This window comes from Pimelobacter sp. 30-1 (assembly GCF_018831735.1).
GTDB lineage: Bacteria > Actinomycetota > Actinomycetes > Propionibacteriales > Nocardioidaceae > Nocardioides.
On the sequence record NZ_NHTS01000002.1, the window covers coordinates 59,937 to 81,406 of the forward strand.

At 71.2% G+C, this 21,470-nt stretch carries 23 protein-coding genes; 12 read left to right on the top strand and 11 right to left on the bottom strand.

What is annotated here, in order from left to right; translation table 11 throughout:
* Window positions 1-82 precede the first annotated feature (82 nt).
* Genes CCO04_RS04715 through CCO04_RS04745 form a run of 7 tightly spaced genes read left to right on the top strand, consistent with a single transcriptional unit; the run spans window position 83 to window position 7,557 of the window.
* Window positions 83-856, top strand: coding sequence for an ABC transporter ATP-binding protein (locus CCO04_RS04715; protein WP_308281127.1), 774 nt, complete (start codon window positions 83-85; stop codon window positions 854-856).
* Window positions 853-1,581: an ABC transporter ATP-binding protein gene (locus CCO04_RS04720; RefSeq protein WP_215812967.1), complete on the top strand. Its 729-nt coding sequence runs from the start codon at window positions 853-855 to the stop codon at window positions 1,579-1,581. The genes CCO04_RS04715 and CCO04_RS04720 overlap by 4 nt, the downstream gene beginning before the upstream one ends.
* Window positions 1,582-1,583: 2 nt before the next feature.
* Window positions 1,584-2,465: a branched-chain amino acid ABC transporter permease gene (locus CCO04_RS04725; RefSeq protein ID WP_215812968.1), complete on the top strand. Its 882-nt coding sequence runs from the start codon at window positions 1,584-1,586 to the stop codon at window positions 2,463-2,465.
* A 5-nt stretch (window positions 2,466-2,470) separates the two neighbouring features.
* Window positions 2,471-3,454 (top strand): branched-chain amino acid ABC transporter permease, encoded by a 984-nt coding sequence (locus CCO04_RS04730; RefSeq protein WP_215812969.1) that lies wholly within the window; start codon window positions 2,471-2,473, stop codon window positions 3,452-3,454.
* 16 nt (window positions 3,455-3,470) lie between these two features.
* Window positions 3,471-4,760 (top strand): ABC transporter substrate-binding protein, encoded by a 1,290-nt coding sequence (locus CCO04_RS04735; RefSeq protein ID WP_215812970.1) that lies wholly within the window; start codon window positions 3,471-3,473, stop codon window positions 4,758-4,760.
* Between the two features lie 38 nt (window positions 4,761-4,798).
* Entirely contained in the window at window positions 4,799-6,679 is a 1,881-nt protein-coding gene (locus CCO04_RS04740) for an NAD(P)/FAD-dependent oxidoreductase (RefSeq protein WP_215812971.1), read from the top strand.
* A complete protein-coding gene (locus CCO04_RS04745) occupies window positions 6,676-7,557 on the top strand; it encodes an alpha/beta fold hydrolase (RefSeq protein ID WP_215812972.1) in 882 nt (293 codons plus the stop codon). Before CCO04_RS04740 ends, CCO04_RS04745 begins: the two co-directional genes overlap by 4 nt.
* A 30-nt stretch (window positions 7,558-7,587) precedes the next feature.
* Here CCO04_RS04745 and CCO04_RS04750 read toward each other — a convergent pair whose 3' ends face one another.
* Genes CCO04_RS04750 through CCO04_RS04760 form a run of 3 tightly spaced genes read right to left on the bottom strand, consistent with a single transcriptional unit; the run spans window position 7,588 to window position 8,739 of the window.
* Window positions 7,588-7,797: a molybdopterin-binding protein gene (locus tag CCO04_RS04750; protein ID WP_215812973.1), complete on the bottom strand. Its 210-nt coding sequence runs from the start codon at window positions 7,795-7,797 to the stop codon at window positions 7,588-7,590.
* A gap of 5 nt (window positions 7,798-7,802) precedes the next feature.
* Window positions 7,803-8,408: a nucleotidyl transferase AbiEii/AbiGii toxin family protein gene (locus CCO04_RS04755; RefSeq protein WP_215812974.1), complete on the bottom strand. Its 606-nt coding sequence runs from the start codon at window positions 8,406-8,408 to the stop codon at window positions 7,803-7,805.
* Complete coding sequence (locus CCO04_RS04760) at window positions 8,401-8,739, bottom strand: helix-turn-helix transcriptional regulator (protein ID WP_215812975.1); 339 nt, start codon at window positions 8,737-8,739, stop codon at window positions 8,401-8,403. Before CCO04_RS04760 ends, CCO04_RS04755 begins: the two co-directional genes overlap by 8 nt.
* A 56-nt stretch (window positions 8,740-8,795) precedes the next feature.
* On the opposite strand from CCO04_RS04760, the gene CCO04_RS04765 reads away from it, so the two are divergent.
* Window positions 8,796-9,215, top strand: coding sequence for a DUF6389 family protein (locus CCO04_RS04765; protein WP_215812976.1), 420 nt, complete (start codon window positions 8,796-8,798; stop codon window positions 9,213-9,215).
* A 52-nt stretch (window positions 9,216-9,267) separates the two neighbouring features.
* Here CCO04_RS04765 and CCO04_RS04770 read toward each other — a convergent pair whose 3' ends face one another.
* Complete coding sequence (locus CCO04_RS04770; protein ID WP_215812977.1) at window positions 9,268-10,479, bottom strand: saccharopine dehydrogenase family protein; 1,212 nt, start codon at window positions 10,477-10,479, stop codon at window positions 9,268-9,270.
* Window positions 10,480-10,483: 4 nt separating this feature from the next.
* On the bottom strand, window positions 10,484-11,923 hold the full coding sequence (locus tag CCO04_RS04775; RefSeq protein ID WP_215812978.1) for an aminobutyraldehyde dehydrogenase: 1,440 nt from the start codon (window positions 11,921-11,923) through the stop codon (window positions 10,484-10,486).
* Window positions 11,924-12,045: 122 nt separating this feature from the next.
* Between CCO04_RS04775 and CCO04_RS04780 the strand changes: the two genes are divergently transcribed.
* Window positions 12,046-13,440, top strand: coding sequence for an aspartate aminotransferase family protein (locus CCO04_RS04780; RefSeq protein WP_215812979.1), 1,395 nt, complete (start codon window positions 12,046-12,048; stop codon window positions 13,438-13,440).
* A 97-nt stretch (window positions 13,441-13,537) separates the two neighbouring features.
* On the opposite strand, the gene CCO04_RS04785 is transcribed toward CCO04_RS04780, so the two are convergent.
* From CCO04_RS04785 to CCO04_RS04800, 4 genes are read right to left on the bottom strand one after another with little or no spacing between them, the layout of a single operon-like run.
* Window positions 13,538-14,356 (bottom strand): ABC transporter permease, encoded by an 819-nt coding sequence (locus CCO04_RS04785; RefSeq protein ID WP_257751487.1) that lies wholly within the window; start codon window positions 14,354-14,356, stop codon window positions 13,538-13,540.
* Window positions 14,353-15,201: an ABC transporter permease gene (locus tag CCO04_RS04790; protein WP_215812980.1), complete on the bottom strand. Its 849-nt coding sequence runs from the start codon at window positions 15,199-15,201 to the stop codon at window positions 14,353-14,355. Before CCO04_RS04790 ends, CCO04_RS04785 begins: the two co-directional genes overlap by 4 nt.
* The gene (locus tag CCO04_RS04795) at window positions 15,201-16,346 is read right to left on the bottom strand and encodes an ABC transporter ATP-binding protein (protein ID WP_215812981.1); all 1,146 of its coding nucleotides are present in this window, start codon (window positions 16,344-16,346) and stop codon (window positions 15,201-15,203) included. The genes CCO04_RS04790 and CCO04_RS04795 overlap by 1 nt, the downstream gene beginning before the upstream one ends.
* Entirely contained in the window at window positions 16,330-17,481 is a 1,152-nt protein-coding gene (locus CCO04_RS04800) for a PotD/PotF family extracellular solute-binding protein (protein WP_215812982.1), read from the bottom strand. Before CCO04_RS04800 ends, CCO04_RS04795 begins: the two co-directional genes overlap by 17 nt.
* A 175-nt stretch (window positions 17,482-17,656) precedes the next feature.
* Here CCO04_RS04800 and CCO04_RS04805 point away from each other — a divergent pair, with 175 nt between their 5' ends.
* Window positions 17,657-18,121 (top strand): Lrp/AsnC family transcriptional regulator, encoded by a 465-nt coding sequence (locus tag CCO04_RS04805; RefSeq protein WP_308281128.1) that lies wholly within the window; start codon window positions 17,657-17,659, stop codon window positions 18,119-18,121.
* Here the strand turns inward: CCO04_RS04805 and CCO04_RS04810 are convergent.
* On the bottom strand, window positions 18,118-18,684 hold the full coding sequence (locus tag CCO04_RS04810; RefSeq protein ID WP_215812984.1) for a TetR/AcrR family transcriptional regulator: 567 nt from the start codon (window positions 18,682-18,684) through the stop codon (window positions 18,118-18,120). The two genes, CCO04_RS04805 and CCO04_RS04810, sit on opposite strands and share 4 nt — an antisense overlap.
* Before the next feature lie 68 nt (window positions 18,685-18,752).
* Here CCO04_RS04810 and CCO04_RS04815 point away from each other — a divergent pair, with 68 nt between their 5' ends.
* Window positions 18,753-19,241 (top strand): FBP domain-containing protein, encoded by a 489-nt coding sequence (locus CCO04_RS04815; RefSeq protein ID WP_215812985.1) that lies wholly within the window; start codon window positions 18,753-18,755, stop codon window positions 19,239-19,241.
* Between the two features lie 7 nt (window positions 19,242-19,248).
* Here CCO04_RS04815 and CCO04_RS04820 read toward each other — a convergent pair whose 3' ends face one another.
* The gene (locus CCO04_RS04820; RefSeq protein ID WP_215812986.1) at window positions 19,249-19,884 is read right to left on the bottom strand and encodes a TetR/AcrR family transcriptional regulator; all 636 of its coding nucleotides are present in this window, start codon (window positions 19,882-19,884) and stop codon (window positions 19,249-19,251) included.
* A 99-nt stretch (window positions 19,885-19,983) separates the two neighbouring features.
* Between CCO04_RS04820 and CCO04_RS04825 the strand changes: the two genes are divergently transcribed.
* Window positions 19,984-21,468, top strand: a complete 1,485-nt coding sequence (locus CCO04_RS04825) for an aldehyde dehydrogenase family protein (protein WP_215812987.1) — start codon at window positions 19,984-19,986, stop codon at window positions 21,466-21,468.
* The last annotated feature ends 2 nt before the right edge of the window (window positions 21,469-21,470 follow it).

Here is a 21,470-nt window from a genome sequence, read left to right on the forward strand (position 1 = left end):
CGTGTGGTGACCGTCACCCTAGTGTCGTCGCCATGCCGAGGACGACAGCCCGCCGCCAGCACCACCCCGACGGTCCCCGCCCGTGAGCGACGAGCTGACGATCGAGGCCGTCTCGCTGCGGTTCGGCGGCATCCAGGCCCTCGACGAGGTGACCATGAGCGTCGCGACCGGCGAGCTCCGCGCCCTGGTCGGGCCCAACGGCGCCGGCAAGAGCAGCCTGTTCAACTGCGTCGGCGGTCTCTACCGCCCGACCTCGGGCCGGATCGTGCACCGCGGCCGGGACATCACCGCCCGCAGGCCCCACGCGATCGCGCGGCTGGGCGTGGGCCGCACCTTCCAGAACCTCGCCGTCGTCGACGACCTCTCCGTCCTCGACAACGTGGCGCTGGGCGGGCACCTCTGCGCCCGTCCTCGCGGCTGGACGCTGGGCAGCACCCTGCGCCTGCCGCGCACCGTCGCCGCAGAGCGGCGGCTGCTCGCCCGCGCCTGGCAGCTGCTGGAGCGCTTCGGCCTCCTCGACGTCGCCCGGGAGCGGGCCGCGGCCCTGCCGTTCGGCACCCTCAAGCGGGTCGAGCTGGCCCGGGCGCTCATGCCCGAGCCCAGCCTGCTGCTGGTCGACGAGCCGGCGGGCGGGCTGACCCAGGTCGAGGTGTTCGAGCTCGGCGACCTGCTCCGCGCGATCTGCCGCGAGTCCGGTACGACGGTGCTCCTCGTCGAGCACCACATGGGCCTGGTCGCCCGCATCGCCGACCGGGTCGCCGTCCTCGACGCGGGCCGGGTGATCGCCCTGGGCCGGCCCGAGGAGGTCCTCCAGGACGCCGCGGTGGTCGCCGCCTACCTCGGAGGTACGCCGTGAGCACGCCGGCGGCAACCGGCCCCCTCCTGCAGGTGGCCGGCCTGGTCGCGGGCTACGGCGCGTCGCAGGTGCTCCACGGGCTCGACCTCGCGGTGGGCGCCGGAGAGGTGGTCGCGGTCCTGGGCGCCAACGGCGCCGGCAAGACGACCCTGCTGGGCGCGCTGAGCGGCACCGTGCGGAGCACGGGGGCGCTCACCTTCCAGGGCCGCCGGATCGAGGCGCTGGCGACCAGCCGGCGCGCGGCGCTCGGGCTCGGGCACTGCCCGCAGGGGCGCGGGACCTTCGTGGACCTGAGCGTCGAGGAGAACCTGCGCATCGGCGGCCTCGGCCGTCGTACCGACGCGGTGGCGGCGGCGATGGAGACCTGGTTCGAGGCGTTCCCGATCCTGCGCGAGCGCCGCCGCCAGCCGGCGGGCCACCTCAGCGGGGGAGAGCAGCAGATGCTCGCGATCGCCCGGACCCTGATGACCGGACCCGCGCTGCTGATGCTCGACGAGCCCTCGCTGGGGCTCTCGCCCCGCCTCACCGCCCAGGTCATCGAGGACCTGCGGCGGGTCACGACGTCGACCGGGACCGCGCTGCTGCTGATCGAGCAGAACGTCGGCCAGGCGCTGCGGATCGCCGACCGCGGCTACGTCCTTCAGTCCGGTGCCTTCGTCGCCGAGGGCGACGCGGCCACCCTCGCGGACGACGACGTCGTCCGCCGTGCCTATCTCGGAGTGTGACGATGGATCTCTTCTGGCAACGCGTCGTCGACGCGATCGCCGACGGCTCGATCTACGCGGGCGCGGCGCTGGCGCTCATCGTGGTCTTCCGCGCGACCCGGGTCGTGAACTTCGCCCAGGGCGAGATGGCGATGCTCAGCGCCTTCGTGGTCTGGGCCCTCGCCCAGGCCGGGCTGCCGATCGTGGTGGCCATGGCCGGCGGGGTCGTCTTCGGCGGGCTCCTCGGCGCGGTGATCTCGCGCTGCGTCATGCGGCCGTTCGCCGGTGGCGACCACCTGCGCGAGGTGATGGTGACCCTCGGCCTGTTCCTCGTCATCAACGCGGGCGCGGCGTACCTGTTCACCACCAACCCCCACCGGCTGGCCTCGCCCTTCCCGCAGGGCTCCTGGGCGGTGGGCGGCGTGCAGATCTCCTACCAGCGCACCGCCGTCCTCGTCAGCGTCCTGCTCATGACCGCCGCCCTCAGCGTGTGGCTGCACCGGACCAGCGCGGGCCTGGCGATGCGGGCCGTGGCGAGCAGTCCCGCCAGCGCCGAGCTCCTCGGCGTCGACGTACGCCGTACCCAGGTCGTGGGCTGGGCCATCGCCGGCGCGGTGGGCGCCCTCACCGCCACCCTCGTCGCGCCGTCGCTCTTCCTGAGCACCGCGATGATGGGCAACGTCTTGATCTACGCCTTCGCGGCGGCCGCGCTGGGTGGTCTCGACAGCGTCGTCGGTGCGGTGGTCGGCGGCCTCTTCGTGGGCCTGGTCCAGAACCTGGCCGGCGGCTACGTCCCGTTCATCGGCAACGAGCTCAAGGTCGCCACGGCGCTCACGCTCATCGTCGTGATCCTCCTGGTCCGCCCGCAGGGGATCTTCGGCACCGCCCGCGTCGAGAGGGTCTGATCGCCATGACCGCACGCAAGGGCTCCGTCGCCGGAGTGCTCGTCCTCGTCGCGCTGGCCGCGGCCCCCTTCGTCACCGGACCGGTCGGCCTGGGGCAGCTCCAGAAGGTCTTCGTCCTCGCGGTCGCCCTGATCGGCCTCAACGTCCTGACCGGGATGACCGGCCAGATCTCGGTCGGCCACGGCGCCTTCCTCGGCATCGGTGCCTACACCGCCGTCCTGACCGTCAACGCCGGGCACCACTACGCGACGGCGCTCGTCCTGGCGGCCGTCGTGGCCGGTGCGGTCGGCCTCGTCTGCGGCCTGCCGGCGCTGCGGATCAAGGGCATGTACCTGGCGATGGTCACCCTCGGGCTCTCGATCGTCTTCCCGCAGATCGTCATCAAGTACAGCGGCCTCACCGCCGGGAGTGCCGGCCTCACGGTCGAGCAGCCGATGCCGGTGCTCCTCTCGGGCTCGGCGCTCGCGTCGGGCTACTGGGTGCTGCTGATCATCCTCGCCCTGGCGCTGTGGTGCTTCGCCAACATGAGCGTCTCGCGCCTGGGGCGCTCGCTGATCGGGGTGCAGGACAAGGAGGTCGCGGCGGCCACGGTCGGCGTACCGGTCGCCCGCGTCAAGGTCGTGGCCTACGGCGTGAGCGCGGCGATCTCCGGCGTCGCCGGCTGGATGTTCGTCGTGATGAACGGCTACGTGAGCCCGGCCGACTTCACCACGCTGCTCTCGATCAACCTGCTCCTGGCCCTGGTGATCGGCGGCAAGGGACGGCTGTGGGGACCGGTGCTCGGCGCGGCCTTCCTGACCTACGCCGAGGACTGGATCTCCTCGGCCGGCGTGGACTCCCTGCTCACGCCCGCCCTGCTCGGGGTCGTCGTGATCCTCGTCCTCTACTTCATGCCCCAGGGCGTCGCGGGCCTGCTCGGCCGAGGCCCCGTGCGGCGCAGCCTCTCCTCGGTCCCACCGAGCCCGACCACCGACCCCGCCCAACGATAGGAAGCACATGCGACCAATGACCTCCGTGCGCGTCGCGGCGAGCCTGGTGCTCACCTCCGCGCTCACGCTCTCCGCCTGCGGTGGCGCCACGCTCGGCGGCGGCGGCGCGAGCGGGGACTGCCTGACCCGCCCCGACCAGGGGATCACCGACTCCACGATCACGCTGGGCAGCAGCATGCCCCTGTCCGGCCAGGCCGCCGGCGGCGGCATCGCGACGGCGGCCGGCATGAAGGCGTACGCCGCCTACGTCAACAGCACCGGCGGTATCGAGGGCTCCGACGGCAAGAGCCGCACGATCGAGCTGGTGATCCACGACGACGGCGGGGTGCCCTCGCGGGCGCTGGCCAACGTCAACAAGCTGATCAACGAGGACAAGGTCTTCGCGCTCGTCACCGTCTGGGGCACGGCCAGCAACCTCGCCATCCGTGCGCCGCTGGCCAAGGCCTGCCTGCCCAGCATCTGGCCGATGACCGGTGCCCCCGAGATCGGCAACCCGAAGTACCCCTGGCAGACCGGCGGCATCCTCGCCAACTCCTACGCCGAGGGCGCCAACATCGCCCGCGTCGTCAAGGAGGAGCTGCCCGGCGCGACCGTCGCCATCCTGGAGCAGAACGACGACTCGGGCGCCGTGCTCGAGGCCGGCTTCACCGAGGGCATCAAGGGCAGCGACGTCGAGGTCGTCGAGCGCGTCCTGTTCGAGACGACCGCCGCCGACCTGAGCTCCGAGGCGACCACGCTGGCCGCCAGCAAGGCCGATGTCTTCCTCTACCTCGGCTCCGGCGGCGCCGTGCAGACCCTCGCCCTGCAGCGGATCGGCGACACCGGGTGGAAGCCGCGGATCCGCTATGTCGCCAACTTCGGTGCGCTCTTCGTCAAGCCGCTCCCCGTCGAGGTCCAGGACGGGCTCTACCACAACGAGAACATGATCGGCATCGAGGAGAAGACGCCGGCGATGAGGCTCTACCTCAAGTGGGCCGCCAAGGACGAGGCCGCGGTCAAGCAGGTCGGCATCGAGTCCCTGCGCACGGGCTGGGTGACCCTCCAGCTCACCGCGACCACCCTGGGCGACCTGCCCGAGCTGACCCACCAGGAGCTCATCGACGCGATGCACCGGTTCCGCACGCCCGAGGACCTCGACACGATCTACCGGGTCGGTGACGAGATCGCGATCGACTTCCCCGACAAGCCCTACCCGGTGACCGCGACGGCGCTGAACCGGTGGAACGGGAAGACCCAGAAGGCCGAGTTCATCAAGGTCATGCGCCCCGAGATCTCCCTCGGCTACCGCGACCTCACCGACCAGTGATCCCAGCGACAGGAGCAGAACCCACCGTGGACATGCAGGTGACGCAGACCAGCCCGTACGCCGGGCTGCAGGAGCAGCTGGGTCTCGACTTCGACCCGGTCGCGCTCCAGGAGCGCTACGACGACGAGCGCGGCAAGCGCCTGCGCCGCGACCGCGGCGCGCAGTACCTCCGGCCCGAGGGCGACCTGAGCGGCTACCTCGACGACCCTTACACCGCGCGCCCCGAGCGGGCCGCCCGGACCGAGACGGTCGACGTCGTCATCGTCGGGGCCGGCTTCGGCGGGCTCCAGGCCGCAGCCCGGCTGCGGGAGGCCGGCGTACGGGACCTGCGGATCATCGACCGCGCCGGCGACGTCGGGGGCAACTGGTACTGGAACCGCTACCCGGGCGCGGCGTGCGACTCCGAGTCGTACTGCTACCTGCCGCTGCTCGAGGAGACCGGCTACATGCCCAGCAAGCGCTATGTCGACGCGGTCGAGATCCAGCGCTACGCCCGCCGGATCACCGAGCACTTCGCGCTCGGTGAGAGCCTGCTCATGAGCACCCTGGTGACCGGGATGTTCTGGGACGAGCCGAGCGCGACCTGGCTGGTCACGACCGATCACGGCGACCGGATCACCGCGCGGTTCGTGCTCGTGGCCGGCGGCGACACCGTCAGCCCCAAGCTGCCGCGCGTGCCGGGGCTCGCCGACTTCGCGGGGCACTCGTTCCTGTGCCAGCGCTGGGACTACGGCTACACCGGCGGCGACATCGACGGCGACCTGGTGAACCTGGCCGACAAGCGGGTCGCCATCGTCGGCACCGGGCCGAGCGCGCTCCAGGCGATCCCGGCGCTCGGGCGCAGCGCCGGGCACCTCTACGTCATCCAGCGCACGCCCTCCGGCGTCGAGGCCCGCAACAACACCGCCACCGACCCCGAGTGGTGGGCGAGCCTGCCGCCGGGCTGGCAGGACGCCCGGATGAACGACATGGCCGTCATCGTCGGCGCCAACGGCACCCCGGCCGAGGAGATCTACGACGACGGCTTCGCCGACCAGGCCCGGGACCGGGCCGACTTCGCCGCCGACCTGCGCGAGCGGGCGCGCCAGGCCGGGGTCGAGCTCAGCGACTACACGGTCCTGAAGCTCGCCAACATGATGTACATGGAGCGGGTCCGAGCGCGCTGCGACGAGGAGGTCGACGACCCGGACACCGCGCAGGCGCTCAAGCCCTACTACGACCTGTGGTGCAAGCGCCCCACCTGGAACGACGACTACCTGCGCACCTTCAACCGCGCCAACGTCACCCTCGTCGACACCGGCGGCCGCGGCGTCGAGCGGGTCACCGCGACCGGCGTGGTGGTCGACGGCACGGAGTACCCGGTCGACCTGATCATCTACGCCGCGGGCTTCCAGGCCGGCCAGCCCGAGCTCTTCAAGCTCGCCGGCTACCCGATCGTGGGCCGCGACGGCATGTCGCTCGAGGACCGGTGGGCCGAGGAGTACCGGACCTGGTTCGGCATCCAGGTCCACGGTCTGCCGAACTACTTCCAGATGGCCGCCATCGGCAACGGCCTGGGCTCGAACTTCCTGCACGGCAACGGCAAGCAGGCCCAGTACGTCGCCCACGTCATCCGTCGCTGCCTCGACGACGGCATCGTCGCGGTCGAGCCGACCCCCGAGGCCGAGGACGAGTGGGCCCGCCTGCTGGCCGAGTCCCAGAGCACGCCCGCCGCCCAGCTCCAGCTGCGCTTCCTCACCGAGTGCACGCCCGGTCTGCTGACCAACGAGGGCGATCCGCTGCACCCGCGCGGCGTCTTCAAGGTGCTCTACGGCGAGCGCGGCCTGGGCTACGTCCACCTGCTGCGCGACTGGCAGGACGAGGGGACGCTGCGCGGCCTGAGCCTGCGGCGCCGCGGCGACGTCGTGGAGCAGCGATGACCTGCGTCGCCGCCTTCGGCGGCCGCCAGACCCGCTACGACGAGATCGGCGACCCCGGTGCACCGGCGCTGGTGCTGGTCTCCGGCATCGGCGGCCACCTGCTCGGGTGGCCGACCGAGCTCTGCGAGCAGCTCGCCGCCCAAGGCCTGCGCGTGGTCCGCTTCGACCTGCGCGACACCGGCTTCGCGACCCGGACCCCCACGCCACCGCCCCGGCCCCTGCCGGACGGGAGCCTGGACGCGGCCGCGCCGTACGGGCTGCGGGACCTGGCGGCCGACATGGTCGGTCTGATGGACGTCCTCGGCATCGAGCGGGCCCACGCCGCGGGCATCTCCTTCGGCGGCATGGTGGTCCAGCGCCTCGCCATCGACCGGCCCGACCGGGTCGCCAGCCTGATCCCGATCATGACCTCGACCGGCAGCCCCGACGTCGGCGGCAGCACCCCCGAGGCGATCGACCCGATCATGCGCCCCACCGACGGCACCCTGGACGCCGTCACGGCCAACGCCCTGGAGTTCGCCCGCGTCTGCGGCGGGCCCTTCGTCGACGAGGACCTGCTGCGGCGGCTGACCGCGGCGTCGTACGAGCGGGCGTACCACCCGGACGCCAAGGCCTACCACTACGCCGCCTTCGTCGCCGACGGCGACCGCACCGCCGAGCTCGCCACCGTGCAGGCCCCGACCCTGGTCATCCACGGCCACGCCGACCGGCTGATCGACATCTCCGGCGGGCGCGCGATCGCGGCGAGCATCCCCGGCGCGGACCTGGTCGAGATGGCCGAGCTGGGGCACTCGCTCGCCGTACCGGGGCTGTGGGGGCGGTTGGTGGACCTGATCAGCGCCCAGGTCCTCGCAGCGGAGGCCGCCGCGCCGAGCTAGGGGTGCTGGTCCCCGCTCGTCGTGGTGGGTTCAGTCGACGGCGAGCAGGACGTCGCTCGCCTTGACCACGATGGTGACCTCCGAGCCGACCGCGATGCCGAGCTCCTCGGCCGCCTCCCGGGTGATCGACGAGGTGACCGTGTCGCCCCCGCCGAGCTGGACCTTGACGGTGGTGGTGACGGCGCCGACCTCGACGTGGGTGACGGTGCCGCGGATCTGGTTGCGTGCGCTGAGCCTCATGACGGTCAGTCTGCCAGGGGCGGCCGAGCGGCGACCTCCGCGCGCGTCCGCTCGAGCCGATCGAGCTGAGGCGCGTCGGGGCCGAGGAAGCGCTCGATCCACTCCGCGGCCTCGTCGGGGTCACCTGCGTGGACCTCGAGCAGGCTCTCGATGTCGGCCCAGTCCTTGGTGCGGTTGAACAGCATCTTGAAGACCATGAGGTCGGTCGCGGTCATCACCGGGATGTCGGCGGACCCGAACCGGAACGACGTCGCCCGGTCGGTCACCTGCTGGTGGAACTCCGGGTCCGCCGGGAAGAACAGGTCGACCGGCGTCTCGGGATCGGGCCAGATCAGGCGCACCTGCTGGTCGCGGCGGATCGCCGGGGCGGCGGTCGCCGGCACCACGATCTCGTCGGGGAGGCACGCCAGCAGCGGTTCCGGGTGAGCCGGGTCAGCAAGGATGTTGAGGTCGATGTCCTTGGTGAAGCGGGGCTCTCGTGCGTGCACCGCCAGCGCGAGTGCTCCGCCGAGGGCATAGGCGAACCCGGCCCGGGTCAGCGCCTCGTGGACGGCGACGAGCCGGCGCATCAGCAGCGGCTCGTAGCGTCCCGTGCGCGCGGCCTCAGGCATGGGCGGGGAGCGTGCCGCGCCGCCGGGCGGCCTCGCGCCACACCGGACCGAGGTTCACCAGGGGGCCGGCGGGCTTGGCGGCGAAGGTCTCGCCGAACTCCAGGACGAGGAGCAGGTCCTCGGGGAACGGCTTCGGCTGGGGCCGCAGGTGCACGTCGAGGTCGAGCCCCGCGGCCCGGGCCAGGCGCGCGACCTGCTCGAACGCCGGCTGGGTGCGACCGGAGAGGTAGCGGTCGAGCTGGGATCGGCTGACCCCCGCTTCGGCGGCGAGGCGCGACTTCGCCATCCCGGACTCCTCCAGGATCCGGCGCACGACGCGGGCCGCATTCATGTGTCCAAGGTACCTGATCAGGTACAGCCCTGGAGCGATCCGCCTAGGGTGGCGCCGTGGACCGCGACGCCTACCTCCCCGCCCTCCGCCGGATCCTCGACACCCGCACGGCCGATGTCACCGCCCGGCTGCGCCGGGTGGCCGAGGTGGCCGCCGGCCCGGACGGCGCCGGGGTGCAGGGGATCGTCGTCGACGTCTTCCCCGACCAGGACGGCGAGGGCACGTTCGACGTCTGGGTGCGGTTCGAGGGGCCCGACTTCTTCGCGCTCAACAAGCCGATCGACGACGTACGCCACCTGTTCGGCGTCGTGCACACCGAGGACGGACTCGAGCCCGAAGTGCCGGAGCCGTACGGCGGCGGGACGGCGTTCGACCCGGGGGAGGCGATCGTCGAGGTGGTCACCGCCTGGATCGAGGAGATCTGGGTCGGCGTGGGGTCAGCGGTGCCGCTGGAGGTCCTTCACGCGGGGGACTAGGGCGTGGACGCGCCCGGCGCCCCCACAGCGCCGGGCGGTCCGTGGTCTGCCGTCACTGCTCCCGTTGCCCCCAGGGCGATCCGTAGGCGGTGAGCAGGTCGAGGAAAGGCACCGCGTCGAAGGCCTCGGGGCCGAGCACGCCGGCGCCCTTCCAGACACCGGTCGCGAGCAGCTCGAGCGCGACGACGGGGTTGACCGCGGTCTGCCACACGACGCACTGGTGGCCGTACTCCGCCATCGACCAGGCGTTGTCCACCACGTGGTACAGGTACGTCGAGCGCGGCGCGCCGTCCTTGCCGGTGCCGGTCACCCACAGCCCGGCGCAGGTCTTGCCGGTCATCCGCGGCCCGACGCTCGCCGGGTCCGGCAGCACCGCGGCGACCACGTCGCGCGGGGAGACCTCGACGCCCTTGACCCGCACCTTGTCGGTGCGGTCGAGGCCGAGGGTGTGCAGCACCTGGAGGATGGTGATGAACTCCGAGCCGAGCCCGTACTTGAAGGTCGCCCGCTTGCAGTCGACCCAGCGCGGCATGAGGAGCACCTCCTCGTGCTCGACGTTGACGCACTCGACCGGGCCGATGCCCTCGGGGAAGTCGAAGACCTCGGGCTCGCTGAAGGGGGGAGTGGTGAACCAGCCGCGCTCCTTCTCCCAGATCACCGGCGGGTTGAGGCACTCCTCGATCGTGGTCCACATCGAGAACGACGGCGCGAAGATCTCGTTGCCGTCGTCGTCGGTGACCACGAGGTTGGCGCCGTCGCGGGTGCCGAGCTCGTCGATCTCGGAGAACAGGTGGTCCGCGGCATAGCGGGCGAAGACGTCGGAGAGCCCGGGCTCCACGCCCATGCCGACCAGTGCGAGCCGGCCCGCGGCCTCCCACTCGCCGGCGACGGCGAACTGCTCGTCGCCGAGCTTGACCCCCGTCGTCTCGTACGGCGTCGCCGGGTGCGGCTTCGACAGCGACATCGCCATGTCGAGGTAGTCCGCGCCCGCGGCGAAGGCCCCCTCGAAGACGGGCATGTCGAAGACCGGGTCCACGGCGTTCATCACGTGCGTGATCCGGTGCTCGCGGCACAGCGCGGTCACCGACGCCGCCGAGGACGCGTCGACCTGGGCGGCGCGGTAGCGGGCGTCGACGGCGGCGGCCTTCTCGGCGCGTGTCAGGTCGTAGTCGGCGACGACGATCGCCTCGAAGAAGTCGCGGCGTGCGGCGATCGCGGCGAAGGCGCCGCCCACGCCGCCGGCGCCGACCAGAAGGATCCTCATCTGCTCACTCCCCGGAGTAGGACATGACGTGCTTGATGCGGGTGTAGTCCTCCAGGCCGTACATCGACAGGTCCTTGCCGTAGCCGGAGTGCTTGAAGCCGCCGTGCGGCATCTCGGAGACGAACGGGATGTGGGTGTTGATCCACACCACCCCGAAGTCGAGGCGCTTGGACATCCGCAGCGCCCGGCCGTGGTCCTTGGTCCAGACGCTGGAGGACAGGCCGTAGCGGACGTCGTTCGCGTTGCGCAGCGCCTCGGCCTCGTCGGCGAAGCGCTGCACGGTGATGACCGGGCCGAAGACCTCGTCCTGGACCATCTCGTCGGTCTGGCGCAGGCCGGAGACCACGGTGGCGTCGTAGAAGTAGCCCCCCTCGCCCCCCGGTACGACGGGTCGCGCGCCGCCCGCCTCGATCGTGGCGTGGTCGGGCAGCCGCTCGACCATGCCGGCCACCCGGGCGAGCTGGTCGGGGTTGTTGAGGGCGCCGAAGGCGATGCCGGGGTCGTCGGGCAGGCCGGTCCGGGTGGCCCGGGCCTGCTCGGCCAGCGCGGCGACGAAGTCGTCGTGGGCGGCGTCGGCGACGAGCACGCGGGTCGCCGCGGTGCAGTCCTGGCCGGCGTTGAAGTAGCCGGCGCCCGCGATCGCCTCGGCCGCCGCGGCGAGGTCGGCGTCCTCGAAGACGACGACCGGCGCCTTGCCGCCGAGCTCGAGGTGGACCCGTTTGAGGCCGGGGGCCGCGGCCGCGGCGACCTCGCTGCCGGCCCGGACGGAGCCGGTGATCGCGACCAGCTGGGGCGTGGGGTGCTCGACCAGGGCGCGGCCCGTGGTGCGGTCGCCGCACACGACGTTGAGCACGCCGGGCGGCAGGTGCTCGGCGGCGAGCTCGGCGAGGAGAACGGTGCTGGCGGGCGTGGTGTCGCTGGGCTTGAGGACGATGGTGTTGCCGGCGGCCAGGGCGGGGGCGATCTTCCAGATCGCCATCATCAGGGGGTAGTTCCACGGCGTCACCTGGCCCACGACGCCGATCGGCTCGCGCCGGATCCACGAGGTGTGGTCCTTGAGGTACTCACCCGCGCTGCGGCCCTCCAGCACCCGCGCGGCGCCGGCGAAGAAGCGCAGCTCGTCCACGCTGGGCGGCAGCTCCTCGTCGCGGGTCAGGCCGACGGGTTTGCCGGTGTTGCGGCACTCGGCCTCGACGAACTGCTCGGCCCGGTCCTCGAGACCCTGGGCGATGCGCAGCAGTGCCTCCTGGCGCTCCTTGGGGGTGGTCTCGCCCCAGGTCTCGAAGGCGGTGGCGGCGGCCCGCATGGCGCGGTCGACGTCCTCGGGGCCGCTGGCCGGGGCGGTGGCGTAGGCCTGCCCGGTGGCGGGGTCGACGATGTCGTACGTGGCGCCCGAGGCGGCGTCGACGGACGAGCCGTCGATGAAGTTGCGCAGGGTGGTCATCCCGCGAGGGTAGTCAGCGAGACCGTTGCGCGGAAGGCTATTCGCAACGAAATCCGTTGCAGTCTCTTTGAGATGCCACGGATTCACTTGCTGTTTCGGCGTTCGGCCGTCAAGATGGTGGGGTGTCAGCCGAATCCGCGCACAGCGCCCTCCAGCAGTCCGCTCGCGACCACCTGTGGATGCACTTCACCCGCATGTCGTCGTACGACACGGCCGAGGTGCCCATCATCGTCCGCGGGGACGGTGCCTACGTGTGGGACGCCCAGGGCCGCAAGTACCTCGACGCGCTCGGCGGGCTGTTCGTCAGCCAGCTGGGCCACGGCCGTACCGAGCTCGCCGAGGCCGCCGCGAAGCAGGCCTCCGAGCTGGCGTTCTTCCCGCTGTGGTCCTACGCCCACCCCAGCGCCATCGAGCTCGCCGAGAAGATCGCGGGCTACGCGCCCGGCGACCTCAACCGGGTCTTCTTCACCACCGGTGGCGGCGAGGCCGTCGAGTCGGCCTGGAAGCTCGCCAAGAACTACTTCAAGCTCGTCGGCAAGCCCGGCAAGCACAAGGTGATCAGCCGCGCCATCGCCTACCACGGCACCACCCAGGGCGCGCTCTCCATCACCGGCCTGCCCGGCCTCAAGGCGCCGTTCGAGCCGCTCGTGCCCTCGACCTTCCGGGTGCCCAACACCAACGCCTACCGGGCCTCCGAGATCACCAGCGGCTTCCTCGACGGCTCCGACCCCGAGGCTTTCGGCCGCTGGGCCGCCGACCAGATCGCCATCGCCATCGAGAACGAGGGCGCCGACACCGTCGCTGCCGTCTTCCTCGAGCCGGTCCAGAACGCGGGCGGCTGCTTCCCGCCGCCGCCGGGCTACTTCCAGCGGGTGCGCGAGATCTGCGACCAGTACGACGTCCTGCTGGTCTCCGACGAGGTCATCTGCGCCTACGGCCGGCTCGGCGAGATGTTCGGCGCCACGCGCTACGGCTACCAGCCCGACATCATCACCTCGGCCAAGGGCATCACCTCCGGCTACGCCCCGCTGGGCGCGATGGTCGTCAGCGACCGGCTCTACGAGCCCTTCGCCCACGGCACCGAGACGTTCCTGCACGGCTACACCTTCGGCGGGCACCCGGTCTCGACCGCGGTGGCGCTCAAGAACTTCGAGATCTTCGAGGACGAGAAGATCAACGAGGGCGTGCGCGAGCGCGAGGGTGCCTTCCGCGGCACCCTGGAGAAGCTCCTCGACCTGCCCATCGTCGGCGACGTGCGCGGCGACGGCTTCTTCTACGGCATCGAGCTGGTCAAGGACAAGGCGACCAAGGAGACCTTCGACGAGGCCGAGTCCGAGCGCCTGCTCCGCGGCTTCCTGTCCAAGGCGCTCTACGACGCCGGTCTCTACTGCCGGGCCGACGACCGCGGCGACCCGGTCATCCAGCTCTCCCCGCCGCTGATCTGCGGCCAGGAGCACTTCGACGAGATCGAGCAGAAGCTCCGTGCGGTCCTCACCGAGGCGGCGAACCTGCTGTAGCACCGGGCGACCTGCAGCGGCGCCCGCCGCCACCACCGAACGGCGGCCCGGATCATCGAGATCCGGGCCGCCGTTTCGGCGTGCTGGGGGAGGGCGGTCAGGCCGCGGCCGGCTTGCGGCGGGAAGCCAGCATGTTGCCCACCACGATGAGCAGCGAGATCAGGAACATGATCGTGCCGATCACGTTGACCTGCATCGGTACGCCGCGCTGCGCGACGCCCCAGACGTACATCGGGAAGGTGACGGTCTGGCCGGCGTTGAGGTTGGTGATGATGAAGTCGTCGAACGACAGCGAGAAGCTGAGCAGCGCGGCGGCCGCGATGCCGGGCAGGACCAGGGGGAAGGTGACCTTCCAGAAGGTCACCGACTCGGAGGCGTAGAGGTCCATCGCCGCCTGCTCCAGGTTGCGGTCGAGCCCGGCCAGCCGGGCCTTCACGGTCACCACGACGAACGACAGGCAGAACATCACGTGGGCGATGAAGATCGTGACCACGCCGAGGCGTCCGCCGTTGCCGGTCGAGACGAACAGGGCGAGCAGCGAGGAGCCCATCACGATCTCGGGCGAGGCCATCGGCAGGAAGATCAGGGTGTTCATCGCCGAGCGGCCCGCGAACGAGTGCCGGACCAGCGCGAACGCCGCGAGCGTGCCGAGGATCGTCGCCGCGACGGTGGCGGCCAGGCCGATGCCGACGCTGCGGAGAACTGCCTCGCACATGCCGTCGGGGCCGCAGGCGTTGGTCCAGTTGTCGAGGGTGAAGCCGCGGAAGGCGTAGACGTTGCGCGAGTGGCTGCTGTCGTTGAAGCTCATCAGCATCACGACCGCGATCGGCGTGAACATGTAGGCGACGACGAGCAGTCCGCCCAGGAGGACGAGGTGGTCGCCGATCCACCGTCCGACGCGCTGGATGGCGTTCACAGCAGCTCCTCCGTTCCGGCCCTGCGGATGTAGACGAGGACCGCGGCCACGATGATCACCATCAGGGTGACCGACAGGGCGCCGGCCGCGGCGTAGTCGCCGGTGTCGGTGTAGAGGTCCTGGATGACGTTGCCGACCATGCGCTGGTTCGGGCTGCCCAGCAGCTGGGCGTTGATGTAGTCGCCGGCCGCCGGGATGAAGGTGAGCAGCGTGCCGGCGACGACGCCGGGCATCGACAGCGGCAGGGTCACCTTGAAGAACCCGCGCAGGGGCGAGGCGTAGAGGTCGCCGGCCGCCTCGACCAGCCGGCCGTCGATCTTCTCGAGGCTGGCGTAGAGGGGCAGCACCATGAACGGCAGGAAGTTGTAGACCAGGCCCGCGATCACCGCCACCGGGGTCGCGAGCAGCCGGCCGTCCTCGCCGAGGATGTGGACGAAGCGCAGCGTGTCGACGATGAAGCCGTCGTCGGCGAGGATCAGCTTCCACGACAGCGTGCGGACCAGGAAGCTGGTGAAGAACGGCGCGATCACCAGCACCAGCATGAGGTTGCGGTACTTGCCGGCCTTGAACGCGATCGCGTAGGCCAGCAGGTAGCCCAGCACCAGGCAGATCGCGGTGGCCAGGCCGGCGTACCAGATCGAGCGCCACAGCTCGGGGCCCGAGGCGCGGATCGCGTCGGCGAAGTTCGCGAAGCGGTAGCTGACGTCGTACCCGGTCAGGACCGAGCCGTCGGGGTCGTAGAGGCTGTTGGCGAGCAGCGAGTAGAACGGGATGGCGAAGAAGAGGCCGAGCCACAGCGCCGCCGGCAGGATCAGCCAGTAGCCGGTGAGCTTGCGGCCGGTCATCAGGCCTCCTCCACAGCGCCCGCGTTGACGTCCTGGGTCGACGGGAGCAGGAAGGCGAACTCCGGGCGCCAGGAGACGTCGACCTTGGTCCCGTGGGCCAGGACGGCGCGCCGGCCGGTGTTCTGCTCGAAGGCCATCAGCTCCTGGCCCCACGGCATCCGGACGAGGTACTGGGTGCTGACGCCGACGAAGCTGACGTCGGTGATCACGCCGCCGGTCATGTGGTTGCCGGGTGCGTCGATCGGCTCGCCCTCGGGGGCGAGGAGCACCTTCTCGGGACGGATGCCGACCCAGCCGTTGCCCTCGCGGGTGTGCGCCCGCTCCGCAGGGATGGAGACCTGGGTGCCGTGCATGTCGACGCGGACGACGTCGCCGTCGGCGCTGGCGACACTGCCGGGCATCAGGTTGGTCTGGCCGAGGAAGTTGGCGACGAAGGTCGTGCGCGGGTTCTCGTAGAGCTCGGCGGGGGAGCCCATCTGCTCGATCACACCACCGTTCATGACCGCGATGGTGTCGGCCATCGTCATGGCCTCCTCCTGGTCGTGCGTGACGTGCACGAAGGTGAGGCCGACCTCGGTCTGGATCCGCTTGAGCTCGATCTGCATGCCGCGGCGCAGCTTGAGGTCGAGGGCGCCGAGCGGCTCGTCGAGCAGCAGCACCTCGGGCCGGTTGATGAGCGCCCGGGCGAGCGCGACCCGCTGCTGCTGGCCGCCCGACATCTGCGGCGGCTTCTTGCGGGCCTGGGCCTCGAGCTCGACCAGCGCCAGCATCTCCTCGACCTGGCGGTCGACGTCCTTGACCCCGCGCCGGCGCAGGCCGAAGGCGACGTTGTCGTGGATGTTGAGGTGGGGGAAGAGCGCGTAGTTCTGGAAGACCGTGTTGACCGGGCGCCGGTAGGGCTTCTGGTAGGTGATCTCGTCCTCGCCGAGGTGGATCGTCCCGGACGTCGGGGTGTCCAGGCCGGCGACCATCCGCAGCGTCGTCGTCTTGCCGCAGCCCGACGGGCCGAGCAGCGCGAAGAAGGTGCCGGCCGGGACCTCGAGGTCGAGCGACCGGACCGCGGTGAAGGTCGCGAACTCCTTGGTGAGCGCGGTGAGCCGGAGGCTCCGCGCGCTGCCGGTCGTGCTGTCAGCCGCCAATGACATCGGCGAAATCTCCTTCGTAGGCGCGGATCTGGAACTCCTCGAGGGCCATGAACGCGTGCGTGGTGGCCAGCGACTCCTCGGTCGGGAAGATCAGCGGGTTGTCGACGAGGTCCGGATCGATCTTCTCCATCGCCTCCTGGGCGCCCTTGACGGGGCAGATGTACCAGACGAAGGACGCGAGCTTCGCCGCGATCTCCGGCTCGTAGTAGAAGTTGATCCACTCCTCGGCGTTGCCCTGGTGGGTCGCCAGGTTGGGGATCAGCATGTTGTCGGCCCAGATCATCTGGCCCTCCTCGGGGGCCACGAAGACCAGGTCCTCGTTCTCGGCCGCCGCCACGTCGCCCGACCACGCCTCGCAGGCGAGGATGTTGCCGGCGGAGAGGTCCTGGATGTACTCGTTGCCGGTGAAGGCGCGGATCTGGCCGTCGCGGCGTACCTTGCGCAGCCGGTCGATCGCGTTGTCCCACTCGCTGTCGGTGAACTTCGACGGGTCGGCGCCCTCGGCGAGCAGCAGCAGGCCCATCGTGTCGCGCATCTCGGTGAGCAGCGAGATGCGGCCCTTGAGGTCCGGGCGGGTCAGCAGCTCGTCGAAGGAGCGGACCTCCTTGACCTTGGACTTGTTGTAGGCGATGCCGGTCAGGCCGCTCTGCCAGGGCGCGGAGTAGCTGCGGTCCTCGTCCCACCCGACGTGCGCGAGCGAGTCGATCAGGTTGGTGTGCAGGTTGGGGACCTTGGCCTTGTCGAGCGGCTGGATCCAGCCCACCTGGATCATCCGCGCCGCCATCCAGTCGGTGAGCATGAACAGGTCACGCTTGGAGGAGGTGCACGAGCCGAGCTGGTTGACCACCTTGGCGAAGAACTCCAGGTTGTCGTTGACGTCGGCGGTGTAGTCGACCTTGATGCCGGTCCGCTCCTGGAACATGGTCAGGGTGGACGGGCTGCCGTCCTCGTCCTCGTCCATGTAGCCGGGCCAGTTCGAGACGATCAGCCGCTTCTCGGACGCGGAGAGGTCACGGGTGCGGCACTTGGCGGGATCCTGCTTGCGGTCCGGCGTACCGAACAGCGGGAGCACGCCCAGGCTCGCGGCGCCGAACGCCACCCCCGCGCCCGTCTTCAGCGCGGTCCTCCGGCTCATTCGACCAGTCAACGATTCGCCACCTCCCAGAGGCTCCGAACCCCCCGGAGCCGACGTCGCATCGTGACATGACTCAGATCACATGACAAGGGATTCCGAAGGCAATGCACCTGATTGCAACGAAATCCGTACATGGATGTTGCACAGGCGCCCTCCGGGCTGTGAGGATCGCCCCGTGACCAAGCCGAAGTCCACCCCGCTCGACGACGTCTCCAAGGCGATCATCGCCGAGCTCCAGGAGGACGGGCGCCGCTCCTACGCCGCCATCGGCAAGGCCGTGGGCCTCTCCGAGGCCGCCGTACGCCAGCGCGTCCAGCGCCTGGTCGACAGCGGCGTCATGCAGGTCGTCGCGGTCACCGACCCCACCGAGATCGGCTTCGCCCGCCAGGCGATGATCGGCATCCGCGCCACCGGCGAGCTCGAGCCCATCGCGGACGCGCTCGCGGAGGTCAAGGAGGTCGACTACGTCGTCATCACCGCCGGCTCCTTCGACGTGCTCGCCGAGGTCGTCTGCGAGAGCGACGCGCACCTGCTCGAGATCATCTCGAGCCGGATCCGCACCATCCCGGGCGTGATGTCGACCGAGGCGCTGGTCTACCTCAAGCTGCGCAAGCAGACCTACTCGTGGGGCGTGCGCTAGGCCGGCCAGCCCTGCAGGGTCGCGTCCAGGGCGTCCAGCACCGCGACCCAGCTCGCGTCGCTCGGCGGCGCGCTGTGCGCGAAGGATCCCGACAGCTCGAGGCTGGCGAAGCCGTGCACGACGCTGCCGAGCAGCCGGATCGCGTGCACCTCGTACGACGGCGCGAGCGCGTAGCCGCGCAGCACGCTGCGGGTGAGCTCGGCGTTGCGCCGGCCGGCGGCGAGCGCGGGGGAGTCCGCGGTGACCGGGGCGCGGGCGGCGTCGTACCGGCCCGGGTGGGTGTGGGCGTAGGTGCGGTAGGTGTCGGCGAAGGCGTGGAGGGCGTCGCGGCCCGAGCGGCCGGCGAGGGCGGTCGCGGCGCGGTCGGCGAGCTCGTCGAGGGCCAGGCGGGTGAGGTCGGCGCGCAGGGCGTCGAGGCCGGCGACGTGGGCGTAGAGGCTGGGGGTCTTGACGCCGAGCTCGCGGGCGAGCGCGGAGAGGGTGAGCGCGTCGTACCCGATCCGGTCGGCGAGGTCGGCCGCGGCGGCGGTGACGAGGTCGGGGGTGAGTCCGGCGCGGGGCACGGCGGCTCCTCTTCCTAAGGATAGTCGGGTTTTGCCTAAAGCATATAGGCAGACGTACCGTCGTGGACATGAACCCGCTGACCGAGCGCGAGATCCGCGCGTCCTTCGTGAACTGCTCGAAGGGCGAGGCGGCGCGCCTCCACGTGCCGCGCGACCTCGCCGAGCGGCCGTGGGGCGACCTGGACTACCTCGGTTGGCGCGACCCGCAGTCGCGCACCCGCGGCCACCTCGTCACCCGGTACGACGACCGCCTGGTCGGCGCCGTCCTGCGCGCGCCCGAGGCGGGGGTCGGGGCCCGGCGCAGCATGTGCTCGCTCTGCATGACCGTCCAGTCGGGCGGCGTGGCCCTGTGGGTGGCGCCGCGGGCGGGCAAGGCCGGCAAGCAGGGCCACTCGGTGGGCACCTACGTCTGCGCCAACCTGTCCTGCTCGCTGACTGTGCGCGGCAAGCTGAGCACCGACTCGCCGGGCATGTTCGAGACCCTGAGCACCGAGCAGCGGGTGGCCCGGCTCGACACCAACCTGCGGGCCTTCGTGGGCCGGGTCCTGCGCGACTGAGATTTCCCTATTCTTTGCTCGATGCGGCAACTGGGGCGGTCGGCGCGACCCGGATCCCGGTGGTGGCGAACGCATAGCTCGCGAGCTGCTGCTCGGCGCGCTCCAGGGTGAGCGAGGAGTTGTGGGCGAGCAGGTGCAGGCCGAGCGCGTCCTCGAGCGCGACGAAGTTGCGCGCGACCAGGTCGGCCGGGTCGGTGAGCGTGAAGACGCCGACGGCGCGGCCGGCCTCGAGCACCGAGGTGTAGAGCGAGACCTCGCGGTCGAAGAGCAGCGTCATCAGCGTCGCGTGCATCGGGCTGCGGCTGGCGTTGACCGAGATCTCGTCGAGCACCTGGCTGAGGAGGAGGTCCTCGCCGCGCGGAAGCCCCGAGTGCATGAGGCGGGCGAGCTTGTCGACGGGCGGGAGGTCGTCCTCGACCACGCGCTGGCGCGACCAGTAGTAGCGCTCGGTGGCGGCCTGGTGCGCGGCCTCGACGAGGCTCTCGAGGTCGGGGTAGTAGTAGGCGACCAGGCGTGGCGAGATGCCCGCCTCGTCGGCGATGTTCTTCATGGTGACGCCGCCGAGGCCGTGGGTGGCGATGATCGTCAGGGTCGCCGCGATGAGGTGCTCGCGGCGCGCGGCCTGGTCCTTGCGTCGTGCCATGGGCCCACCGTAGCGGCCGGGGCGGAAATCGGCGGGAGCATTGACAGGTCGATGTGATCCGGGCCATATTTGCGCCGAAGCGCAAAGAAAGGATCACTTGTGCGCACACATCAGGACTGGATCGGGCAGGCCGCCGAGGTCTCCTTCCGGACCCGCCCCTTCGTCGGCGGCGCGTTCGTCGACACCGCCGAGGGCAGCTTCGAGAACCGCAATCCCGCCACCGGCGCCCTGCTGGGCGAGGTCGCCGACGCCGGTGCCGCCGGCGTCGACGCTGCCGTCCGCAGTGCCCGGGCGACGTTCGCGGCCGGCACCTGGAGCCGGGCCGGTGCCGCCTTCCGCCGCGAGCGGATGCTGCGCTTCGCCGACCTGCTCGCCACCCACGCGGCCGAGCTCGCCGTCCTCGACTCCCTCGACATGGGCAAGCGCGTGGTCGACGCCCACGAGCTCGACCTGCCGTTCTCGGTCGACCTCTTCCGCTACTACGCCGAGGCGATCGACAAGATCAACGACGAGGTCGCGCCCACCCCGCCCGGCACCACCGCGCTGATCCGCCGGGTCCCGCTCGGCGTCGTCGGCGCCGTCGTGCCGTGGAACTACCCGGTCGACATGCTCGCCTGGAAGGTCGCGCCGGCGATGGCTGCCGGCAACAGCGTCGTGCTCAAGCCGGCCGAGCAGTCGCCCTCGTCGGCGCTGCGGATCGCCGAGCTCGCCGTCGAGGCCGGCATCCCCGAGGGCGTGCTCAACGTCGTGCCCGGCCTGGGGGAGACCACCGGCCAGGCACTCGGCCTGCACCCCGACGTCGACGTCCTCGCGTTCACCGGCTCGACCGAGGTCGGCGCCTACTTCCTCCAGTACGCCGGCCGCTCCAACCTCAAGCAGGTCTGGCTCGAGTGCGGCGGCAAGAGCCCCCACGTCGTGTTCGCCGACGCCGAGGACCTCGCCGCCACCGCCAAGGCCACCGCCTTCGGCATCTGGTTCAACCAGGGCGCCGTCTGCTCGGCGCACTCGCGGGTCCTCGTCCAGCGCGAGGTGCACGAGGAGTTCGTCGCGCTCGTCGCGGCCGAGGCGGCGGCGTACGCGCCCGGCGACCCGCTCGACCCGGCCGCCGGCATGGGCGCGATCGTCTCGCCCGAGCAGACCGACCGGATCATGGAGTACGTCGACGCCGCCCGCGCGAGCAGCGCCCGCCTGGTCACCGGCGGCGAGCGGATCACCCGTGGCGGCAGCGACGCCTACGTCCAGCCCACGGTCTTCGACGACGTCGCGCCGACCGACCCGCTCGCCCGCGAGGAGGTCTTCGGGCCGGTCCTCGCGATCACCCCCTTCGGCACCGAGGACGAGGCCGTCGCGCTCGCCAACGACACGGCGTACGGACTCGCCGCCTCGGTGGCCACCGGAAGCCTCAGCCGGGCGCACCGCCTGGCCGATCGGATCCACGCCGGGACCGTGACCATCAACGGCGTCGACGCCTTCAGCGCCTGGACGCCGTTCGGCGGGTTCAAGGGCTCCGGCTTCGGTCGCGACCTCTCGCTCCACGCCCTCGACAAGTACGTCGGTCTCAAGACCGTCTGGATCAACCACTGACC

Bases quoted from the DNA above. Each gene is read 5' to 3' on its own strand.
- CCO04_RS04730 (WP_215812969.1), top strand. From the start codon at position 2,471: ATGACCGCACGCAAGGGCTCCGTCGCCGGAGTGCTCGTCCTCGTCGCG.
- CCO04_RS04760 (WP_215812975.1), bottom strand. From the start codon at position 8,739: ATGAATGCGGCCCGCGTCGTGCGCCGGATCCTGGAGGAGTCCGGGATG.
- CCO04_RS04745 (WP_215812972.1), top strand. From the start codon at position 6,676: ATGACCTGCGTCGCCGCCTTCGGCGGCCGCCAGACCCGCTACGACGAG.
- CCO04_RS04735 (WP_215812970.1), top strand. From the start codon at position 3,471: ATGACCTCCGTGCGCGTCGCGGCGAGCCTGGTGCTCACCTCCGCGCTC.
- CCO04_RS04815 (WP_215812985.1), top strand. From the start codon at position 18,753: ATGAACCCGCTGACCGAGCGCGAGATCCGCGCGTCCTTCGTGAACTGC.
- CCO04_RS04820 (WP_215812986.1), bottom strand. From the start codon at position 19,884: ATGGCACGACGCAAGGACCAGGCCGCGCGCCGCGAGCACCTCATCGCG.
- CCO04_RS04755 (WP_215812974.1), bottom strand. From the start codon at position 8,408: ATGCCTGAGGCCGCGCGCACGGGACGCTACGAGCCGCTGCTGATGCGC.
- CCO04_RS04795 (WP_215812981.1), bottom strand. From the start codon at position 16,346: ATGTCATTGGCGGCTGACAGCACGACCGGCAGCGCGCGGAGCCTCCGG.
- CCO04_RS04770 (WP_215812977.1), bottom strand. From the start codon at position 10,479: ATGAGGATCCTTCTGGTCGGCGCCGGCGGCGTGGGCGGCGCCTTCGCC.
- CCO04_RS04790 (WP_215812980.1), bottom strand. From the start codon at position 15,201: ATGACCGGCCGCAAGCTCACCGGCTACTGGCTGATCCTGCCGGCGGCG.
- CCO04_RS04750 (WP_215812973.1), bottom strand. From the start codon at position 7,797: ATGAGGCTCAGCGCACGCAACCAGATCCGCGGCACCGTCACCCACGTC.
- CCO04_RS04775 (WP_215812978.1), bottom strand. From the start codon at position 11,923: ATGACCACCCTGCGCAACTTCATCGACGGCTCGTCCGTCGACGCCGCC.
- CCO04_RS04800 (WP_215812982.1), bottom strand. From the start codon at position 17,481: ATGAGCCGGAGGACCGCGCTGAAGACGGGCGCGGGGGTGGCGTTCGGC.
- CCO04_RS04725 (WP_215812968.1), top strand. From the start codon at position 1,584: ATGGATCTCTTCTGGCAACGCGTCGTCGACGCGATCGCCGACGGCTCG.